General features: G+C 65.3%; 16 protein-coding genes and 1 tRNA gene. 10 read left to right on the top strand and 7 right to left on the bottom strand.

Features of this window, described 5'->3' with window-relative positions; translation table 11 throughout:
* The first annotated feature begins 22 nt into the window (after positions 1-22).
* From BMI87_RS17080 to BMI87_RS17045, 8 genes are all read left to right on the top strand, one after another.
* The gene (locus tag BMI87_RS17080; RefSeq protein ID WP_078522825.1) at positions 23-2,188 is read left to right on the top strand and encodes a malate synthase G; all 2,166 of its coding nucleotides are present in this window, start codon (positions 23-25) and stop codon (positions 2,186-2,188) included.
* On the top strand, positions 2,185-2,607 hold the full coding sequence (locus BMI87_RS17075) for a heme-binding protein (RefSeq protein WP_078522824.1): 423 nt from the start codon (positions 2,185-2,187) through the stop codon (positions 2,605-2,607). Before BMI87_RS17080 ends, BMI87_RS17075 begins: the two co-directional genes overlap by 4 nt.
* Positions 2,608-2,762: 155 nt before the next feature.
* Entirely contained in the window at positions 2,763-4,508 is a 1,746-nt protein-coding gene (argS, locus tag BMI87_RS17070; RefSeq protein WP_078522823.1) for an arginine--tRNA ligase, read from the top strand.
* A 74-nt stretch (positions 4,509-4,582) separates the two neighbouring features.
* Positions 4,583-5,629 (top strand): SPOR domain-containing protein, encoded by a 1,047-nt coding sequence (locus BMI87_RS17065; RefSeq protein ID WP_078522822.1) that lies wholly within the window; start codon positions 4,583-4,585, stop codon positions 5,627-5,629.
* Entirely contained in the window at positions 5,629-6,630 is a 1,002-nt protein-coding gene (gene nagZ, locus BMI87_RS17060) for a beta-N-acetylhexosaminidase (RefSeq protein WP_078522821.1), read from the top strand. The genes BMI87_RS17065 and nagZ overlap by 1 nt, the downstream gene beginning before the upstream one ends.
* Positions 6,623-7,405: a ScpA family protein gene (locus tag BMI87_RS17055; protein ID WP_078522820.1), complete on the top strand. Its 783-nt coding sequence runs from the start codon at positions 6,623-6,625 to the stop codon at positions 7,403-7,405. The genes nagZ and BMI87_RS17055 overlap by 8 nt, the downstream gene beginning before the upstream one ends.
* Positions 7,402-8,067 (top strand): SMC-Scp complex subunit ScpB, encoded by a 666-nt coding sequence (gene scpB, locus BMI87_RS17050; RefSeq protein ID WP_078522819.1) that lies wholly within the window; start codon positions 7,402-7,404, stop codon positions 8,065-8,067. The genes BMI87_RS17055 and scpB overlap by 4 nt, the downstream gene beginning before the upstream one ends.
* Positions 8,068-8,081: 14 nt before the next feature.
* Positions 8,082-8,297 carry a hypothetical protein gene (locus BMI87_RS17045; protein WP_078522818.1) on the top strand — a complete coding sequence of 72 codons (216 nt, stop codon included), beginning with the start codon at positions 8,082-8,084 and terminating at the stop codon, positions 8,295-8,297.
* 115 nt (positions 8,298-8,412) lie between these two features.
* Here BMI87_RS17045 and BMI87_RS17040 read toward each other — a convergent pair whose 3' ends face one another.
* The 3 genes from BMI87_RS17040 to BMI87_RS17030 all read right to left on the bottom strand — a co-directional run bounded on the left by BMI87_RS17040 (position 8,413) and on the right by BMI87_RS17030 (position 11,345).
* Positions 8,413-8,844: a glyoxalase superfamily protein gene (locus BMI87_RS17040; protein WP_078522817.1), complete on the bottom strand. Its 432-nt coding sequence runs from the start codon at positions 8,842-8,844 to the stop codon at positions 8,413-8,415.
* The gene (locus BMI87_RS17035; RefSeq protein WP_078522816.1) at positions 8,841-10,235 is read right to left on the bottom strand and encodes an MATE family efflux transporter; all 1,395 of its coding nucleotides are present in this window, start codon (positions 10,233-10,235) and stop codon (positions 8,841-8,843) included. The genes BMI87_RS17040 and BMI87_RS17035 overlap by 4 nt, the downstream gene beginning before the upstream one ends.
* A gap of 267 nt (positions 10,236-10,502) precedes the next feature.
* On the bottom strand, positions 10,503-11,345 hold the full coding sequence (locus tag BMI87_RS17030) for a MoxR family ATPase (RefSeq protein WP_078522911.1): 843 nt from the start codon (positions 11,343-11,345) through the stop codon (positions 10,503-10,505).
* Between the two features lie 238 nt (positions 11,346-11,583).
* Here BMI87_RS17030 and dksA point away from each other — a divergent pair, with 238 nt between their 5' ends.
* The gene (gene dksA / locus BMI87_RS17025; protein ID WP_078522815.1) at positions 11,584-12,006 is read left to right on the top strand and encodes an RNA polymerase-binding protein DksA; all 423 of its coding nucleotides are present in this window, start codon (positions 11,584-11,586) and stop codon (positions 12,004-12,006) included.
* Between the two features lie 123 nt (positions 12,007-12,129).
* A complete protein-coding gene (locus tag BMI87_RS17020; protein WP_078522814.1) occupies positions 12,130-13,302 on the top strand; it encodes an FAD-dependent monooxygenase in 1,173 nt (390 codons plus the stop codon).
* Positions 13,303-13,553: 251 nt separating this feature from the next.
* Here the strand turns inward: BMI87_RS17020 and BMI87_RS17015 are convergent, their stop codons facing one another.
* From BMI87_RS17015 to ihfA, 4 genes are all read right to left on the bottom strand, one after another.
* Complete coding sequence (locus tag BMI87_RS17015) at positions 13,554-14,636, bottom strand: 2'-deoxycytidine 5'-triphosphate deaminase (protein ID WP_078522813.1); 1,083 nt, start codon at positions 14,634-14,636, stop codon at positions 13,554-13,556.
* 61 nt (positions 14,637-14,697) lie between these two features.
* Positions 14,698-14,775 (bottom strand) — tRNA-Pro (locus tag BMI87_RS17010).
* A gap of 87 nt (positions 14,776-14,862) precedes the next feature.
* Positions 14,863-15,822, bottom strand: coding sequence for a MerR family transcriptional regulator (locus BMI87_RS17005; protein ID WP_078522812.1), 960 nt, complete (start codon positions 15,820-15,822; stop codon positions 14,863-14,865).
* A 27-nt stretch (positions 15,823-15,849) separates the two neighbouring features.
* Positions 15,850-16,149, bottom strand: a complete 300-nt coding sequence (gene ihfA, locus BMI87_RS17000) for an integration host factor subunit alpha (protein WP_075775489.1) — start codon at positions 16,147-16,149, stop codon at positions 15,850-15,852.
* Positions 16,150-16,265 lie beyond the last annotated feature (116 nt).

The raw sequence follows: 16,265 nt of genomic DNA, 5'->3' as shown, positions 1-16,265 counted from the left end.
CTAAGCAAACCGGGAGGGCACAATGGCACAGCGGGTCGCACGTAACGAACTGCAGGTGGCGGTCGAACTGGCCGCCTTCATCGAGGATCAGGCTTTGCCGGGAACCGGCGTCGCGCCGGAGCGCTTCTGGGAGGGGCTTTCGGACCTGCTGCACACGCAGGGGCAGAAGAACCGTGCGCTGCTGGAGACGCGCGAGGCGATCCAGTCCAAGCTCGACGACTGGCACGCGCATCACCGCGCCGAAGGCTTTGATTTCGAAGACTATAAATCCTTCCTGAAAGAGATCGGCTACCTCCTGCCCGAAGGCGACGACTTCAAGATCGAGACGCCGGAAACCGATCCCGAATTCGCCACCGTCTGCGGTCCGCAGCTCGTCGTGCCGATCACCAATGCGCGCTATGCGCTCAACGCGGCGAATGCGCGCTGGGGCAGCCTCTACGATGCGCTTTACGGGACCGACGCGCTTGGCGATCTGCCGCAGGGCAAGGGCTATGACCCCGAACGTGGCGCCCGCGTGATCGAGCGCGCGAAGGCATTTCTCGACGAGGCGGTGCCGCTTGCGGGCGGCAGCTGGACCGGCGTGACCGCGCTGCGTGTCGAGAACGGCGTCTTCTTCGTGGAGAACGCGGTGGGCGAAACCGGGCTGGCCGATCCGGCGCAGTTCCTCGGGTTCAACATCTCCGACGAGGGCGCGCTCTCCGAGGTTCTGCTGGAAAATAACGGGCTGCATCTCGTGATCGAGATCGACCCGACCACCGAAGTCGGTCAGGCCGATCCCGCCGATATCGCCGATGTCATCCTCGAGGCCGCGATCAGCACGATCATGGATTGCGAGGACTCGGTCGCCTGCGTCGATGCCGAGGACAAGGTTCAGGCCTATGGCAACTGGCTGGGCCTGATGAAAGGCGATCTGCGCGAAAACGTCGTGAAGAACGGCGAGAAGACGGTCCGGCGGCTCGAAGGCGATTACCAGTTCACCGGCGGCGGTGGCGAGAAGATCACGCTGAAAGGCCGTTCGCTGATGCTGGTGCGCAATGTCGGCCACCTGATGACCACGCCCGCGATCCTGACCCGCGACGGCGAAGAAGCCTTCGAGGGGCTGATGGATGCGATGGTCACCACGCTTTGTGCGATGCATGACCTCAAGAAGACGGAAGGTCCGCGCAACTCCGTTACCGGCTCGGTCTATGTGGTGAAGCCGAAGATGCACGGCCCCGAAGAGGTCGCCTTCGCGACCGAGATCTTCGACAAGGTCGAAGAGGTTCTGGGCCTGCCGCGCTATACCGTGAAGCTGGGCATCATGGACGAGGAGCGCCGCACCTCGGTCAATCTCAAGGAATGCATCCGCGCCGCGAAGAAGCGCGTGGCCTTCATCAACACGGGCTTCCTCGACCGCACGGGCGACGAGATCTACACCTCGATGCAGGCCGGTCCGATGCTCGCCAAGGGCGAGATGAAGGGCCAGCCGTGGATCGAAGCCTATGAGGATCGCAACGTCGATATCGGGCTGGCCTGCGGGCTCGCCGGGAAGGCTCAGATCGGTAAAGGCATGTGGGCGATGCCCGACCGGATGGCCGATATGCTCGAGGCCAAGGTCAATCACCCGCTCGCGGGCGCGAACTGCGCCTGGGTGCCGTCGCCGACGGCGGCCACGCTGCACGCGACGCATTACCACAAGGTCGATGTGAAGCGTCGCCAGCAGGAGATCGCCGCGATGAACCGTCCTGCGCGGCTCGACGATCTGCTGACGATCCCGCTCGCACGCGGCAAGAACTACTCGGAAGAGGAAATCCGTACCGAGATCGAGAACAACGCGCAAGGCATCCTCGGCTATGTCGTGCGCTGGGTCGATCAGGGTGTCGGCTGCTCCAAGGTGCCCGACATCCACGACGTGGGCCTGATGGAAGACCGCGCGACCTGCCGGATTTCCAGCCAGGCGATCGCGAACTGGCTCGAGCATGGGCTGGTCAGCGAGGGTCAGGTGATGGAGGCGCTGCGCAAGATGGCCAAGGTCGTCGACCGCCAGAACGAGGGCGACCCGAACTACCGCCCGATGGCGCCCGGCTATGACGGCTTCGCCTTCCAGGCGGCCTGCGATCTGTGCTTCTTGGGTACGGTCCAGCCCTCGGGTTATACGGAACCGGTGCTGCATCAGCGCCGCCTGCAAGTGAAGGAGGAACGCGCATGATCACGCTCGAACAAGCGCAGAAGATGATCGACACCGCGCTCGCGCAAGGTGTGGAAGACGAACTGAAACCGCTCTCGGCGATCGTGCTGGATGCGGGCGGCCACCCGCTGGCATTCGCGCGCGCCGGTGGCGCCGCCCCGGGCCGGTTCGAGATCGCGCGCGCCAAGGCTTACGGCGCGGTGATGCTGGGCATGGGCGGCAAGGCGCAGATGGCGCGGGCCGAGGCGCAGGCCTATTTCATGGCCGCGGTGAACGGCATCTATGACGGCAAGACCTGCCCGGTGCCCGGCGGCGTGCTGATCCGCGACGAGAGCGGCGCGGTAATCGGCGCGATGGGCGTCACCGGCGACACCTCGGACAATGACGCCAAGGTGGCCGTGGCCGGGATCGAGGCTGCGGGCTTCACCGCCGAGGACTGATCCTCTCGCAAGGTTCGATTTCGGGCGGTCCGGCAGGCGATGCCGGGCCGCCCGCGTCGTCTTGGCCCCCGCTTGGGCCCCGCTCTGCCCGCGCTCGGGCCATTGACGCGCCCGGCGCGCTCTGGCAGGGGAGAGCGCAAATAAGGACAATGAGAATGCACCTGTTTTCCGACATCCGCGCCGCGGTGATTGCGGCACTCGATCAGATGGTTTCCGAAGGCGCGCTGCCAGAGAGGCTGGACTACGCAAACGTCGCGGTGGAACCCCCGCGCGATCCGCTGCATGGCGACATGGCGACGAACGCCGCGATGGTGCTGGCCAAGCCCGCCAAATCGAAGCCGCGCGACATCGCCGAGACGCTGGCGACCAAGCTGGCCGCAGATGACCGGATCGTCAGCGCCGATGTGGCCGGTCCCGGCTTCATCAACCTGCGCCTCGATCCGAAGGTCTGGGCGGATGTGACACACGCCGTGCTCAAAGAGGGCGCGGATTACGGGCGTTCCGATCTGGGCAAGGGTGTGAAGGTCAACGTGGAATATGTCTCCGCGAACCCCACCGGCCCGATGCATGTGGGCCATACGCGCGGGGCCGTGTTCGGCGATGCGCTGGCGAGCCTGCTGGACTTCGCGGGCTATGACGTCACGCGGGAATATTACATCAACGATGGCGGCGCGCAGGTCGATGTGCTCGCCCGCTCCGCTTACGAGCGTTACCGCGAAGCCTGTGGCCTCGAGCCGGAAATCCGCGAGGGGCTTTACCCGGGCGATTACCTGATCCCGGTCGGCGAGGCGATCAAGGCGAAATATGGCGAGAGCCTGCTCGACAAGCCCGAGGAAGACTGGCTCGAAGATATCCGCGAATTCGCGACCGAGCAGATGATGGAGATGATCCGCGGGGATCTCGCCTGTCTCGGCGTGAAGATGGATGTGTTCTCCTCCGAGAAATCGCTCTACGGCACCGGCCAGATCGAAGCGGCGCTGAAGCGGCTCGAGGATCTGGGGCTGATCTACGAGGGCGTGCTGGACCCGCCGAAGGGCAAGCTGCCCGAGGATTGGGAAGAGCGCGAGCAGACGCTGTTCCGCTCGACCGATTATGGCGATGACGTGGACCGTCCGGTGAAGAAATCGGATGGCTCGTGGACCTATTTCGCGCCCGATATCGCCTATCACTGGACCAAGATCGACCGTGGTTACGATCTTCTGATCGACGTCTTCGGCGCCGACCATGGCGGCTATGTGAAGCGGATGAAGGCGGCGGTCGCGGCGCTGTCGGATCGCAAGGTGACGCTTGATATCAAGCTGATCCAGCTGGTGAAGCTGTTCAAGAATGGCGAGCCCTTCAAGATGTCGAAGCGCGCGGGCACTTTCGTGACGCTGCGCGACGTGGTGGAGCAGGCGGGCGCCGATGTGACCCGCTTCCACATGCTCACCCGCAAGAACGACGCGCCGCTGGATTTCGATTTCGACAAGGTGCTGGAGCAGTCCAAGGACAACCCGGTCTTCTACGTGCAATATGCCCATGCCCGGGTCTGCTCGGTGCTGCGCAAGGCGGCGGAGGCTGGCTGGGACATGTCCGACGCACGTCTGGCCGAGGTCGATCTGTCCGGCGAGTGGCATCCGTCCGAGCTGGAACTGGTCAAGAAGATCGCCGAATGGCCGCGTCTTCTGGAGATCGCGGCGCGCGCGAACGAGCCGCACCGGGTGGCGTTCTACCTCTACGATCTCGCCTCGGACCTGCACAGCCTGTGGAACCGTGGCAATGACGAGCCGGCCCTGCGCTTCCTGCAGGAGGGCAATGAGGCCGCATCGGCGGCGAAAATCGCCCTTGCCCGTGCCAGCGCCGTTGTCATTTCCGCCGGTCTTGGTATTCTTGGCGTGACCCCGGCTGAAGAGATGCGATAAACGCACGCCGCCGGGAACAGGCAAATTCCGGGTCAACCGGGCAAGGCCGGGCAACCGGCGGCGAGGCGACGAGCATGACGACCTACGACTACCGCGAGAGTGGGGGTTACGGGCATGAACACCCGCAGCCCCATTACGCGCATCCCGAAGATCCCGCTCCTGAACGTGCGCCACGAGTCGTGTCGCGATGGGTCAATGTGGCCGGCGCGCTGACATCGGTCGCGATGATCGCGGGTCTGGTGGTCTGGGGCTACAAGCTGGCGATGCGCGATCTCAACGGCGTGCCGGTGATCCGCGCGATGGACGGGCCCGCCCGGATCGCGCCCGAGGACCCGGGCGGCGAACTTGCGCGCCATACCGGTCTTGCCGTGAACGACGTCGCTGGCACGGGGCAGGCGGCGCCTGCGCCCGAGAAAGTGACGCTCGCGCCCAGCCCGGAAGGCTTCACCGACGATGACAAGCCGATGGGCGAGTTGGCGGCAGAGGCCAAGGTGGCAGGCGAGGAGGCCAACGCTGCGGCCAATCCGGCCGTAGAGGCGGCGATCGCGGCGCTCGAGCCTGCCGCGCTCAATGCCGATCCCTCTCAGGTCAAGGACGCGCCCGACATTCCCGTGAAGCCCGCTCTGATGAGCCCGGCCATGCCCGAGACGCGCCCCGATGCGGTGGAGCAGGAAGCGACGCCTGAAAGCGAGACGGTCGAAGGTGTGATCCCGGCTACCGTTCCGGGTGTCTCGCGCTCGCCGCGGCCGCAGACCAAGCCGATGCGCGATCAGCTTCTGGCGGCGGCGCTGGAGCAGGCGGTGACGAAGCAGATGTCCTCCGGTCAGGCCGAGGCGGGCGTCGTCGACATCAACCCTGCGGATCTGGCGGCGGGCACGCGCCTCGTGCAACTTGGCGCCTTCGACACCGAGGCCGCGGCCAAGGGAGAATGGGACCGCATCGCCAAGCGCTTCGACGCGCTGATGTCCGGCAAAAAGCGCGTGGTTCAGAAGGCGAGCTCGGGCGGGCGCGATTTCTATCGCCTGCGCGTCGCGGGCTTTGACGACGTGACCGAAGCGCGCCAGTTCTGCGCCGCCCTCGTGGCCGAGCGGCAGAACTGCATCCCGACGCAGGCGCGCTGATGGGCGTCGCCGCGATCTTCGGCTGCGAGGGGACCGAGCTCTCCGCGCGTGAACGCGATTTCTTCCGCGAGGCCGACCCGTGGGGCTTCATCCTGTTCTCGCGCAATATCGACAAGCCCGAGCAGGTCGCCCGGTTGACCGATGCGCTGCGCGGGGCCGTTGGGCGCGATGCGCCGGTGCTGATCGATCAGGAAGGCGGGCGGGTGCAGCGGATGCGCGGGCCCCAGTGGCGCGAATGGCTGCCGCCGCTGGAGCAGGCGAAGCGGGCAGGGGCGCAGGCGCCGCGCTCCTTCTGGCTGCGCTCGCGGATCATGGCGGAGGAGCTGCGTGCGGTCGGCATCGACGTGAACTGCGCGCCCACCTGCGATATCGCGGGGCTTCTGACCCATCCCTTCCTGCAAAACCGCTGTCTGGGCAAGGATGCGGCTACCGTGATCGCCAATGCGCGCGCCACGGCCGAGGGGCTGCTGGCAGGCGGCGTGCTGCCGGTGATCAAGCATATCCCCGGCCATGGCCGTGCGATCTCCGACAGCCACAAGGACCTGCCGGTGGTCGAGGCCTCCAAGGCCGATCTGATCGCGAGCGATTTCGCGCCCTTCAAGGCGCTCGCTGATCTCCCGCTGGGGATGACCGCACATATCCGCTTCACTGCGCTAGATGACGCTCCCGCGACGCAAAGCGCGAAGACCATCAAGATTATCCGCGAGGAGATCGGCTTCGGCGGGCTCCTGATGAGCGACGATATCGGGATGGAGGCGCTGGCGGGTGGCTTCGGGACACGCACGGCTGCCGCGCTGGCGGCTGGCTGCGATCTGGTGCTCCATTGCAAGGGCGACATGCCCGCGATGGAAGAGGTGGCGATGGCCGCTCCGGCGATGAGCGAGGCGGCAAAGGCGCGCGCCGAGGCCGCGCTGGACCGGCGCTTGCCGCCCGAGACAGTTGACATGGCCGCGCTCGATGCCGAACTTGAGGCACTCTTGAGCGGCGGCATGGATGAGTGACACCGAAAATCTGTTCGACTCGCAAACGGTAGCGGATCGGCTTCAGGCCGAGGCGCTGATCGTCGATGTCGACGGGTTCGAAGGCCCGCTCGACCTTCTTCTGACGCTTTCGCGCAGCCAGAAAGTCGATCTGCGCAAGATCTCCGTGCTGCAACTGGCCGAGCAATATCTGGCCTTCGTTGACCGCGCCAAGGCGCTGCGTATCGAGTTGGCCGCCGATTACCTCGTGATGGCGGCGTGGCTCGCCTTCCTGAAATCGCGGCTTCTGCTGCCGCCCGACCCGGAGGCCGAAGGCCCCTCGGCGGAAGATCTGGCAGAACACCTCGCCTTCCAGCTGGAACGCCTGCAGGCGATGCGCGAGGCGGCGGCGCAGTTGATGGCGCGCGACCGGCTGGGGCGCGACACCTTCGCGCGCGGCATCTCGGAAGAGGTCGAGCGCGTCCGCAAGGTCACCTATTCGGCCTCGCTGATGGACCTGATGCAGGCCTATGCGCGCATCCGCACGCGCGATGAATTCCGGCCCTACGCGTTCGATCGGACCAATGTCTTCACGATGGAGGAGGCGCTGGACCGGATGCGCGGGCTGATCGGTTTCGCGGGCGGCTGGTCGGAGCTGACCACCTTCCTGCCCGACGGCTGGACCGCCGATCCCAAACGCCGACGCTCGGCCACCGCCGCGACCTTCGCGGCCTCGTTGGAAATGGCCAAGCAAGGCCAGATCGAGCTGCGCCAGAGCGATACGTTCCAACCCATTTCGATCCGGAAAAAGACATGAACGACGAACCGGAACAGACTGAAGAAAAAGAAGAAACCCTTTTCGCGGCGCCGCCCATCGCCGAGCAGGAGCGGATGGTCGAAGCGATCCTCTTCGCCTCTGCCGAACCGGTCCGCATCCGCGAGATGGAAGAGCGGATGCCGCATGGTTGCGACCCCGCCGAGGCGCTCGTGCATCTGCGCAAGCGCTACGAGGGACGCGGCGTGCGTGTGGTGAAGGTCGGCGACGCCTGGGCAGTGCGCACCGCGCCCGATCTCGCCTTCCTGATGCAGAAAGAGACGGTGGAGGAGCGCAAACTGTCCCGCGCCGCCGTCGAGACGCTCGCGATCATCGCCTATCACCAGCCGGTCACCCGCGCCGAGATCGAAGAGATCCGCGGCGTCGCCGTCTCGCGCGGCACGATCGACCAGTTGCTGGAGATGGAATGGATCCGCTTCGGTCGCCGCCGGATGACGCCGGGCCGCCCCGTCACCTTCGTCGTGACGCAGGAATTCCTCGACCAGTTCAGCCTCGAGAGCGCCCGCGACCTGCCGGGCCTCAAGGAGCTGCGCGCCGCCGGTCTGCTGGACTCGCGCCCCCTGCCGGGTGCAGGCTCGGATGACGACGAGGAGGGCGAGGAGGACGAGGCCCAGACCGGCCAATCCGAATTGTTCGAGGATTGACAGGGGGATATCCGATGAACTTCAACCAGATCATCAACATGGTCATCCGGATGTTCCTGCGCCGCGGGATCAACTGGGGGATCAACAAGGGCGTCGGAATGGCCTCGAAGCGAGGCGGCAAGGGCAAAGCGCAGGGCCCGATGACGGCGAAGGAGCGCAAGGCCCAGCAGGGCGCGCGCGACGCGGTCAAGCGGGCAAGGAAGGCGGCGCGGATCACGCGGCGCATGTGAGGGGCTCCGGCAGATCGCGACGCGGCAGCTTTGCGGACAAAGTAGCCATTCGCCGCGAAAGCCGAACCTCCCGAAGAGGTCCGGCAAAGGGCTACCGCTCAAAGGAAATGTGAGATCAGGACGGCGCCTTCTCCAAGGTAAGATGGGGTGTGCCATCCGACGTTCTGCTGTGGCTGCACCCATCTTCGCGCAGCGTGCCACGAATGCGGGACCGCCAATTCGAGAAGCTGTCGAACCGCACCGTGTCGATCGGCCTATCCAGCGCGATTTCGACCCGGCGATGCGCGGCGGGACCCGAAAGGGCGACGATCTTTCCGCTAAAGGCTTGTCCGAGGTAGTGTCCGGTCACCCGGTCGCCCAGGGCAAGTTCCGGTGGCGCATTGCGTTGACTGAGACGGGCGTGAAGCGTGTTCCAGTCCCGCGCCCCATGTTGCCGGGCGACGAGTTCGAGAGCCTGGGCATGACTGACGGTCATACCCTGGGCCTGCAAGGCCTGACGCAGTGCCTTGGCCTGCATCTTGACGGTGTCGAGGGATGCTTGTGTCATGCGGCTTCCTTCGCGTGCGGCGTTGCGGAGATGGGCGCAGTGAGGCGGTTTCGGACGACAAGGATCAAGGCCAGCGCAAAGAGCGCAGCATCGGCGATGGGGAAGGCGAACCACAGGCCGTCGATCCCCGCCACTGCGTTCAGGACAAGCAGCAAAGCGGGCGTCAGCAGCCACGGCTTGGTGAGGGTGAGCGCTGCGGTCCGGAGCGGATACCCCATCGCTTGAAAATGCAGGGCGAGGACGAGGATGGGGCCGCTGACGACGTTGAGGGCCGTCATCGGCCTCAGGATTGCGGCAACTGCCGAGACGACCTCCCGGTCGTTCGAGAACATCGCGCTCAAGGGCTCGCCCAGAAAGGCTCCGGTGAGCGTTACACCAAGGCACCACAGGAACGCGCTTCCCATGGCAAGCCGCAAGGCTGCGCCCGCCCGATCCAGCCGGCCCGCCCCCGCGTTGTTGCCGGTGATGCTCTGGGTGCTCAGCGCGATCGCCATCTGTGGCAGGAAGGCCAGTCCGAGAATGCGTGTCACCACGCCGTAGGCCGCGATAAAGGTTGCATGGTTCGTGGCGGTGGTGCCGACGACGAGGAGGACCACGCTTGAAACCAATGCCATCCCAATGAAGGTCAGGCACAAAGGGAGCCCGAGTGAGAAGATCTGCGGCCACCCCGACAGCCAACTGTGGCGGCGGAGTGCCCCAAGGGGCAACAGGTCGCGATCGCGTTCCCGCAGGACCAGCAGCAGCGCGAGGCCGAGGGTTTGCGCCCCCACGGTGCCGATCGCAGAACCCGCCACCCCCAATCCAAACAGCACGATCGCGATATAGTTCGCGCCGATGTTCAGCAGATTCACGAGCACCGAGAGCATGGCGATCTGCCCTGCACGTCCCTCGTTGCGCAGGGCATCGGCGTGCAGACCCAAAGCGAACTGGATTGGCGTGCCCAGGATCAGGATCAACAGATAGCTATGCGCCCCACCTGCGACCCCCGCGTTTCCGGCTGCGAGCGTGGAGATGATGACAGGCCCCATCGACAAAGCACCCGCGATAAGCGCCGCGCTGATGGCGAGGGCCAGCCCGTGGGCACCTGCGAAGACGGCTCCAGCCCGTGTGCGGGCACCTGCGCCCAGATGGCGGGCGAGCAAGCTCGACATGCCGCCACCGGCCAAAGTCGTCAGTGCCGTGAGCAGCATGACGACCGGAAAGGCCAGGCTGACCGACGCCAGGGCCTGGGCGCCGACGAAGCGCCCGACGAAGATCCCGTCTACGACGTTAAGCAGCCCACCCATCGACATGACCACCGCCATGGGCAGGGCATTCGACACGAACAATCGTCCGACGGGCTGTGTCAGGAGACGGTTTTCAATTGCAGTAGATGCAGGTCCAGCGGACATGGCTCACTCCTCCAGAGAGGCATTTCGGATCGGGAGGGAGCCTGCATTGCCCACCTGCGAAATGCTTCGAGGGTGAGGTGTCGTCTTGTTCCGGGCTTCACCGTGACTCGCGTCCGCAGGCGGCAGGTGCCCGGCACCTACCGGCTTCTTAAGAGGGAACCCCATCAAGCGCAATAGGCCACGCAAGGTCGCGCGACCACGCCGCCCCGAGATGCATGATTGTTACGCTATAAAGTCCAGACCCGGAGCTATGGGCTCAATCCGGACTCACCGCCCCTGACGTCGCGCCATAAACGCCAGCCGCTCGAACAGATGCACGTCCTGTTCGTTCTTCAGAAGCGCGCCGTGCAGTTTCGGCAGCAGGCTCGCGCCTTCGCGTTTGAGGTCTTCGGGGTTCAGGTCCTCGGCCAGCAGCAGCTTCAGCCAGTCGAGCACCTCGGAGGTCGAGGGCTTCTTCTTCAGGCCGGGCGTTTCGCGGATCTCGTAGAACTGGCTCAGCGCCTCGGTCAGCAGGCGGTCCTTGATGTCGGGGAAGTGGACGGCGACGATTTCGCGCATCACTTCCGGCTCTGGAAAGCGGATGTAGTGGAAGAAGCAGCGGCGCAGGAAGGCGTCGGGCAGTTCCTTCTCGTTATTCGAGGTGATGATGACGACGGGGCGGTGTTTGGCCCGGATCGTCTCGCCGGTCTCGTAGACGTGGAACTCCATCTTATCGAGCTCCTGCAGCAGGTCGTTCGGGAACTCGATATCGGCCTTGTCGACCTCGTCGATCAGCAGCACGACTTTCTCGCCCGCCTCGAAGGCCTGCCAGAGCTTGCCCTTGCGGATGTAGTTCTTCACGTCGTTGACGCGTTCGTCGCCCAGCTGGCTGTCGCGCAGCCGGCTCACCGCGTCGTATTCGTAAAGGCCCTGCTGCGCCTTGGTGGTGGATTTGATGTTCCACTCGACCATCTCCATCCCGAGGCTCTGCGCCACCTGCCGCGCGAGTTCCGTCTTGCCGGTACCCGGTTCGCCCTTCACCAGAAGGGGGCGCTCCAGCGCCACGGCGGCATTGACCGCGACGGTCAGATCGGGCGGGGCGACATAGCTGTCGGTCGATTGAAATTGCACGGGGAACACGCTCCGGTTTCGAGATCGCTGCGCAATGATCTTGCGCAAATCGTTTGCAACCTATCTGCGCCAAAATGCTGCCGCAACCCGGGCGTAAGAATTGATGAGGAAACACGCAGTCCGGGCGAATGCGGACGTGACAACACTGTGTTCTTGGGGTATTGCCTCGCCCGAGGAGAGTTGGCCGATGGCGAATGACGATCATGGTGACGCCCCCGGCACGTATGAGAGGGCAGGTATGAGAGCTGAAGTATTCCTTCCGGATGATTATCGTCCGGCCGAGAATGAACCCTTCATGAATGACCGGCAGCTGGAATATTTCCGCAGAAAGCTTCTGGCGTGGAAGGCCGAACTTCTCGAACAATCCGCTGAAACGCTCGAAGGTCTCGCGGAATCCGCGCGCAACGTTCCCGACATTGCCGATCGCGCCTCCGAGGAAACCGATCGTGCGCTGGAACTGCGCACCCGCGACCGTCAGCGCAAGCTGGTCAGCAAGATCGACTCGGCGCTGCGTCGCATCGACAATGGCGAATACGGCTATTGCGAGAAGACCGGGGAGCCGATCTCGCTCAAGCGTCTCGATGCGCGTCCGATCGCGACGATGACGCTGGAAGCGCAGGAAAAGCACGAGCGCCGCGAACGGGTGCATCGCGACGACTGATCGCCTGCGCGCACTGCGTGTGGGGATGCACAAAACGCGCGTTGCCTTCGGGCGGGAAGGCGCGCAAAACAATTCGACACCGGCACCGCCAAGGTGCCGGTGTTCGCTTTTGAAGGAGGTCCCATGCTGATCGGGCGCAAGGTTACGGTTCTGGGTGCGGGGATCGCGGGGCTGACGGTGGCGCGGGCTCTGGCGATGCGCGGCGCCGAAGTCGAGGTGCTCGAACAGGCCGAGGCGATACGCGAAGTGGGCGCCGGGCTGCAGGTTTCGCCCAACGGGGCGGCGGTGCTGCGCGCCTTGGGGCTGGGTAAGGCGCTGGAGGCGGCGGGGCCGCGCGCCGAGGCGGTGCGGCTCGTCGATGGCGAGACCGGGAGCCAGGTCGCCAGGCTGGACATGGCGCGGTTGCGCCCCGATGCGGATTACCACTTCGTCCATCGCGCCCGGCTGATCGAGTTGCTGGCCGATGGGGCGCGCGAGGCGGGGGTGAAAATCCGCCTGCTGCAGCAGATCGAGCGGGTGGACCTGTCCGGGCCGCATCCGGTGCTGCACACCAAACAGGGCGCCGAGATCGAGACCGACCTTCTGATTGGCGCGGATGGGCTCAACTCCAAGACGCGCGAGGCGCTTAACGGGCGGGTGGCGCCGTTCTTCACCCATCAGGTGGCGTGGCGCGCGCTGGTGCCGTGCGACGATTCCGAGCCGAAGATCGCGCAGGTCTTCATGGGCGCGGGCAAGCATCTGGTGAGTTATCCGCTGGGCCGGGGGCTGCGCAATGTCGTGGCAGTCGAGGAGCGGCATCGCTGGGTCGAGGAAAGCTGGGCGCTCGAGGATGATCCGATCAATCTGCGCACCGCCTTCGAGGATTTCTGCCCGACCGTGCGCGGTTGGCTCGATCAGGTCGAGAAGGTGAACCTCTGGGGCCTGTTCCGTCACCCGGTGGCCGAGCGCTGGTTCGCGCCCGGTGTCGCGATTCTGGGCGACGCGGCGCATCCGACGCTGCCCTTCCTTGCGCAAGGGGCCGTGATGGCGATGGAGGATGCCTGGGTTCTGGCCGAGGCGCTTGCCAATTACGAGACCGACGAGGTGGCCTTCGCCGCCTATCAGGAGGCGCGCTGGGATCGCTGCGATCAGATCGTGACAGCGGCAAACAAGAACGCGCGGAACTATCACCTCTCGGGGGCTCCGCGCACATTTGGTCATCTCGCGCTGCGTGCCGCCTCGCGGTTCACGCCGGAGCGGCTGGTGGGGCGGTTCGACTGGATCTACGGGTATGACGTGACGCAGCAGACTGGGTAGGGCGTCTCAAAGGGGCTCTGGCGCGGGGCGACCAGCCCCGGGCCGCGCCCGACCCTCCCCCCGGGAGGGCGCATTGGCGGTGTCAGCGCGGGCTCGACCGATCTGGGGGCTTGCGAGATAAAGCGCCAGGCTACAAAGCGCGCCAAGCGCCCACCCGAGGCTCGGGCGCGACCCTCAGCCGCTCAGAGAGTGGCGTTCTGCCTTCAGGCGTTCGCCGGGCGTCCTTCCACTGGAAGGCCGCTATTCCCGGCTCACCCCATGCGGAAATGCTTGGCGAGCTTCAGGCCCTGTCCCTGATAGTTCGAGGCGATGTCCTTGCCGTAAAGCTGGCGCGGCTCCTCGGCCATGCGCTCATAGACGAGACGACCCACTACTTGCCCATGCTCCAGCGCGAAGGGGGCTTCGTGGCAGCGCACCTCCAGCACCCCGCGCGAACCGGTACCGCCGGCAGCGCCGTGCCCGAAGCCGGGATCGAAGAAGCCCGCATAATGGACGCGGAATTCGCCGACCATCGCCAGATAGGGCGCCATTTCGGCGGCGTGGTCGGGCGGGATCGTCACGGCCTCGCGGCTCACGAGGATATAGAACGCGCCGGGATCGAGGATGATGCGGCCATCGGAGGCGCGCACCTCTTCCCAGAAATCGCGGGCCGGGTAATGGCCGATCTTGTCGATGTCGATCACGCCGGTATGGGGTTTGGCGCGGTAGCCCACCAGATCGCCCTCGGCGGGCTTGAGATCGACCGAGAAGCCCAGACCCTCGTCGATCACCGCGGTGCCATCGACCAGCGGCTCCTGCTGGTGCAGGATCTTCAGCTCGGCATCGCTGAGCACCGCCTGACCGGCGCGGAAGCGAATCTGGTTGAGCCGCATTCCCGGCCGCACCAGCACCGAGAAACTGCGCGGGCAGATCTCTGCATAAAGCGGGCCGCTATAGCCTTCGGGGATTCGGTCGAACTCGGTGCCGTCATCGGTAATCAGGCGAGTCAGCAGATCGAGCCGCCCGGTGGAGCTTTTGGCATTGGCGACCGCCGTGACGCCCTCGGGCAGCGCGAGGGTCTCCATCAGCGGCACGAGATAGACGCAGCCCTTTTCCAGCACCACGCCGTCATCGGTCAGCGCCATGCGGTGCATCTCGAAGTCATGCAGGCGGTGCGAAACCTTCTGCCCCTTGCCTGCGAGGAACGAGGCACGCAGCCGGTAGGCCACGGTGCCAAGCCGCAGGTCGAGGCTCGCAGGTTGGATCTGTTCGGGGATGATGGCTGGCTCGGCGGCGATCTCACCGCGCGTGATCATGTCTTGCAGCATCGCGTCAGGCAGCACGCCGATGGTCATCCGATCCCTCCTCCGGATACACGAACGCCCACCCCGATGAAGAGGTGGGCGTTTGTCGAATTGGTCGGGCTGGCGAGATTCGAACTCACGACCTTCCGTCCCCCAGACGGACGCGCTAACCAGGCTGCGCCACAGCCCGACGAGGGGGATATAGTGCGAACCGGGCGGCGGGTGCAAGCAGTTAGTGAGAGAAATTTCACGCCAATTCGTCCGGGGTTAAGATCACTCATTCCGCCTGCGCGGAGCCATGCTGTGCGAGCCGCACCTGAAGGGCCTGCGCACGCAGGCGCAACATGCGCAGATCGCCCCGGTCGGCGGGGCTGAGCCGCGCCGGATCGAGCGTACGCAGCCCATGTAATAGCCGTGCGAGATCGGCCCGTGCGGCGATTTTCGCGGCGCGTTCCTGCGGCCCGCGGTCGATCGTCATCGCCACGACAGGGGCCATCGGCTCCGGCTCTGGTTCGACATCGAGCGCCATCGGGGCCTCTGCGTCTTCATCCCACGCGTCTTCTTCCGGGGATTCGCTGAAGGCGGTCTCCGGCTCTTCGAAGAAGGAAGGCTGCGATGGGGCAGGGAAGGGTGTCACCGAGCCGCCCTGATGGGCCTCGACAGGGGTGTCCTCGGCAGGGCTGAGATCGAGCAGTTCCTCGGGGCGGTCAGGGAGCGACTCGGTCTGGGACTCGTCTTCAGCTGTATCTTGCGCGCTGTCCGCGAGAGAGGCTGCCTCTTGCGGGGCTTCCTCCTGCGGAACGATCTCGTCCGGTGCTGCCTCGGTCCACTCGGGCTCGCCGAGGTTCGCGTTCTGCGCCTGAGGCGCCTCTTGCGGGGCCGGGCTGTGCTGAGGCGCGGCAACCGGGGCAATCGGCTCCGGAGCGCTCCGCGTGGCCTCATCGGCCTCGCGCTCATCCTCGACGCTGACCTCGCCACGCGCAGCCACTTCGCGGATGCCTTCCTCGCGCAGCAGTTTCTGCACGCCGCGGATGGTCATACCTTCTTCATGCAGGAGATGCTTGATGCCGCCCAGAAGGGCCACATCGGCAGGCCGATAATACCGCCGCCCGCCGGCACGCTTGACCGGTTTCACTTGCGTGAACTTGCTCTCCCAGAACCGAAGAACGTGGGTCGGCGTGTCGAGAAGGTCTGAAACCTCAGAGATCGTCCGAAACGCGTCGGCGGATTTACCCATCGGTAGGACCTGTCATTTGTTATCGGGTTACTTCGAGTTGCCCGCCGCCACGCGGTCCTTCATCAGATGCGAGGGACGGAAGGACAGCACGCGACGCGGCGAGATCGGAACCTCTTCGCCGGTCTTGGGATTGCGGCCCATGCGCTTGGCTTTCTCGCGCACCGAGAAGGTGCCGAACGAGCTGATCTTGACCGTCTCCCCCTCCACGAGGGCGTCGGACATATGCTGCAGCACGCTTTCGACGAGCTGAGCCGATTCATTGCGCGACAATCCGACTTCGCGGAACACCGCTTCGCTCAGATCCATGCGCGTCAGGGTCTTCGACATCCTATCCCCCCGGATAAAGAGTTTGGCTAACAGTGACCGACCGTAATTCCCGAGTCAATATCAAGCACTTGGCGGACGGGATTGATGCGCGGGCTCACGCGCGTTTGCGCGGGAAT

The sequence above is a fragment of the Thioclava sp. F28-4 genome, from assembly GCF_002020045.1.
GTDB classification, from domain to species: Bacteria; Pseudomonadota; Alphaproteobacteria; order Rhodobacterales; family Rhodobacteraceae; genus Thioclava; species Thioclava sediminum.
Note: the sequence above shows the minus strand (reverse complement) of the source record. Positions and strands in the feature narration are given on the sequence as shown.

What these genes read in the sequence shown, in the direction of transcription:
- BMI87_RS17035 (WP_078522816.1), bottom strand. Translation starts at nt 10,235, where the DNA reads ATGTCCGCTGGACCTGCATCTACTGCAATTGAAAACCGTCTCCTGACA.
- nagZ (WP_078522821.1), top strand. Translation starts at nt 5,629, where the DNA reads ATGGGCGTCGCCGCGATCTTCGGCTGCGAGGGGACCGAGCTCTCCGCG.
- BMI87_RS17015 (WP_078522813.1), bottom strand. Translation starts at nt 14,636, where the DNA reads ATGACCATCGGCGTGCTGCCTGACGCGATGCTGCAAGACATGATCACG.
- ihfA (WP_075775489.1), bottom strand. Translation starts at nt 16,149, where the DNA reads ATGTCGAAGACCCTGACGCGCATGGATCTGAGCGAAGCGGTGTTCCGC.
- BMI87_RS17080 (WP_078522825.1), top strand. Translation starts at nt 23, where the DNA reads ATGGCACAGCGGGTCGCACGTAACGAACTGCAGGTGGCGGTCGAACTG.
- BMI87_RS17040 (WP_078522817.1), bottom strand. Translation starts at nt 8,844, where the DNA reads ATGACACAAGCATCCCTCGACACCGTCAAGATGCAGGCCAAGGCACTG.
- BMI87_RS17045 (WP_078522818.1), top strand. Translation starts at nt 8,082, where the DNA reads ATGAACTTCAACCAGATCATCAACATGGTCATCCGGATGTTCCTGCGC.
- BMI87_RS17020 (WP_078522814.1), top strand. Translation starts at nt 12,130, where the DNA reads ATGCTGATCGGGCGCAAGGTTACGGTTCTGGGTGCGGGGATCGCGGGG.
- BMI87_RS17005 (WP_078522812.1), bottom strand. Translation starts at nt 15,822, where the DNA reads ATGGGTAAATCCGCCGACGCGTTTCGGACGATCTCTGAGGTTTCAGAC.
- BMI87_RS17065 (WP_078522822.1), top strand. Translation starts at nt 4,583, where the DNA reads ATGACGACCTACGACTACCGCGAGAGTGGGGGTTACGGGCATGAACAC.
- BMI87_RS17075 (WP_078522824.1), top strand. Translation starts at nt 2,185, where the DNA reads ATGATCACGCTCGAACAAGCGCAGAAGATGATCGACACCGCGCTCGCG.
- scpB (WP_078522819.1), top strand. Translation starts at nt 7,402, where the DNA reads ATGAACGACGAACCGGAACAGACTGAAGAAAAAGAAGAAACCCTTTTC.
- BMI87_RS17055 (WP_078522820.1), top strand. Translation starts at nt 6,623, where the DNA reads ATGAGTGACACCGAAAATCTGTTCGACTCGCAAACGGTAGCGGATCGG.
- argS (WP_078522823.1), top strand. Translation starts at nt 2,763, where the DNA reads ATGCACCTGTTTTCCGACATCCGCGCCGCGGTGATTGCGGCACTCGAT.
- dksA (WP_078522815.1), top strand. Translation starts at nt 11,584, where the DNA reads ATGAGAGCTGAAGTATTCCTTCCGGATGATTATCGTCCGGCCGAGAAT.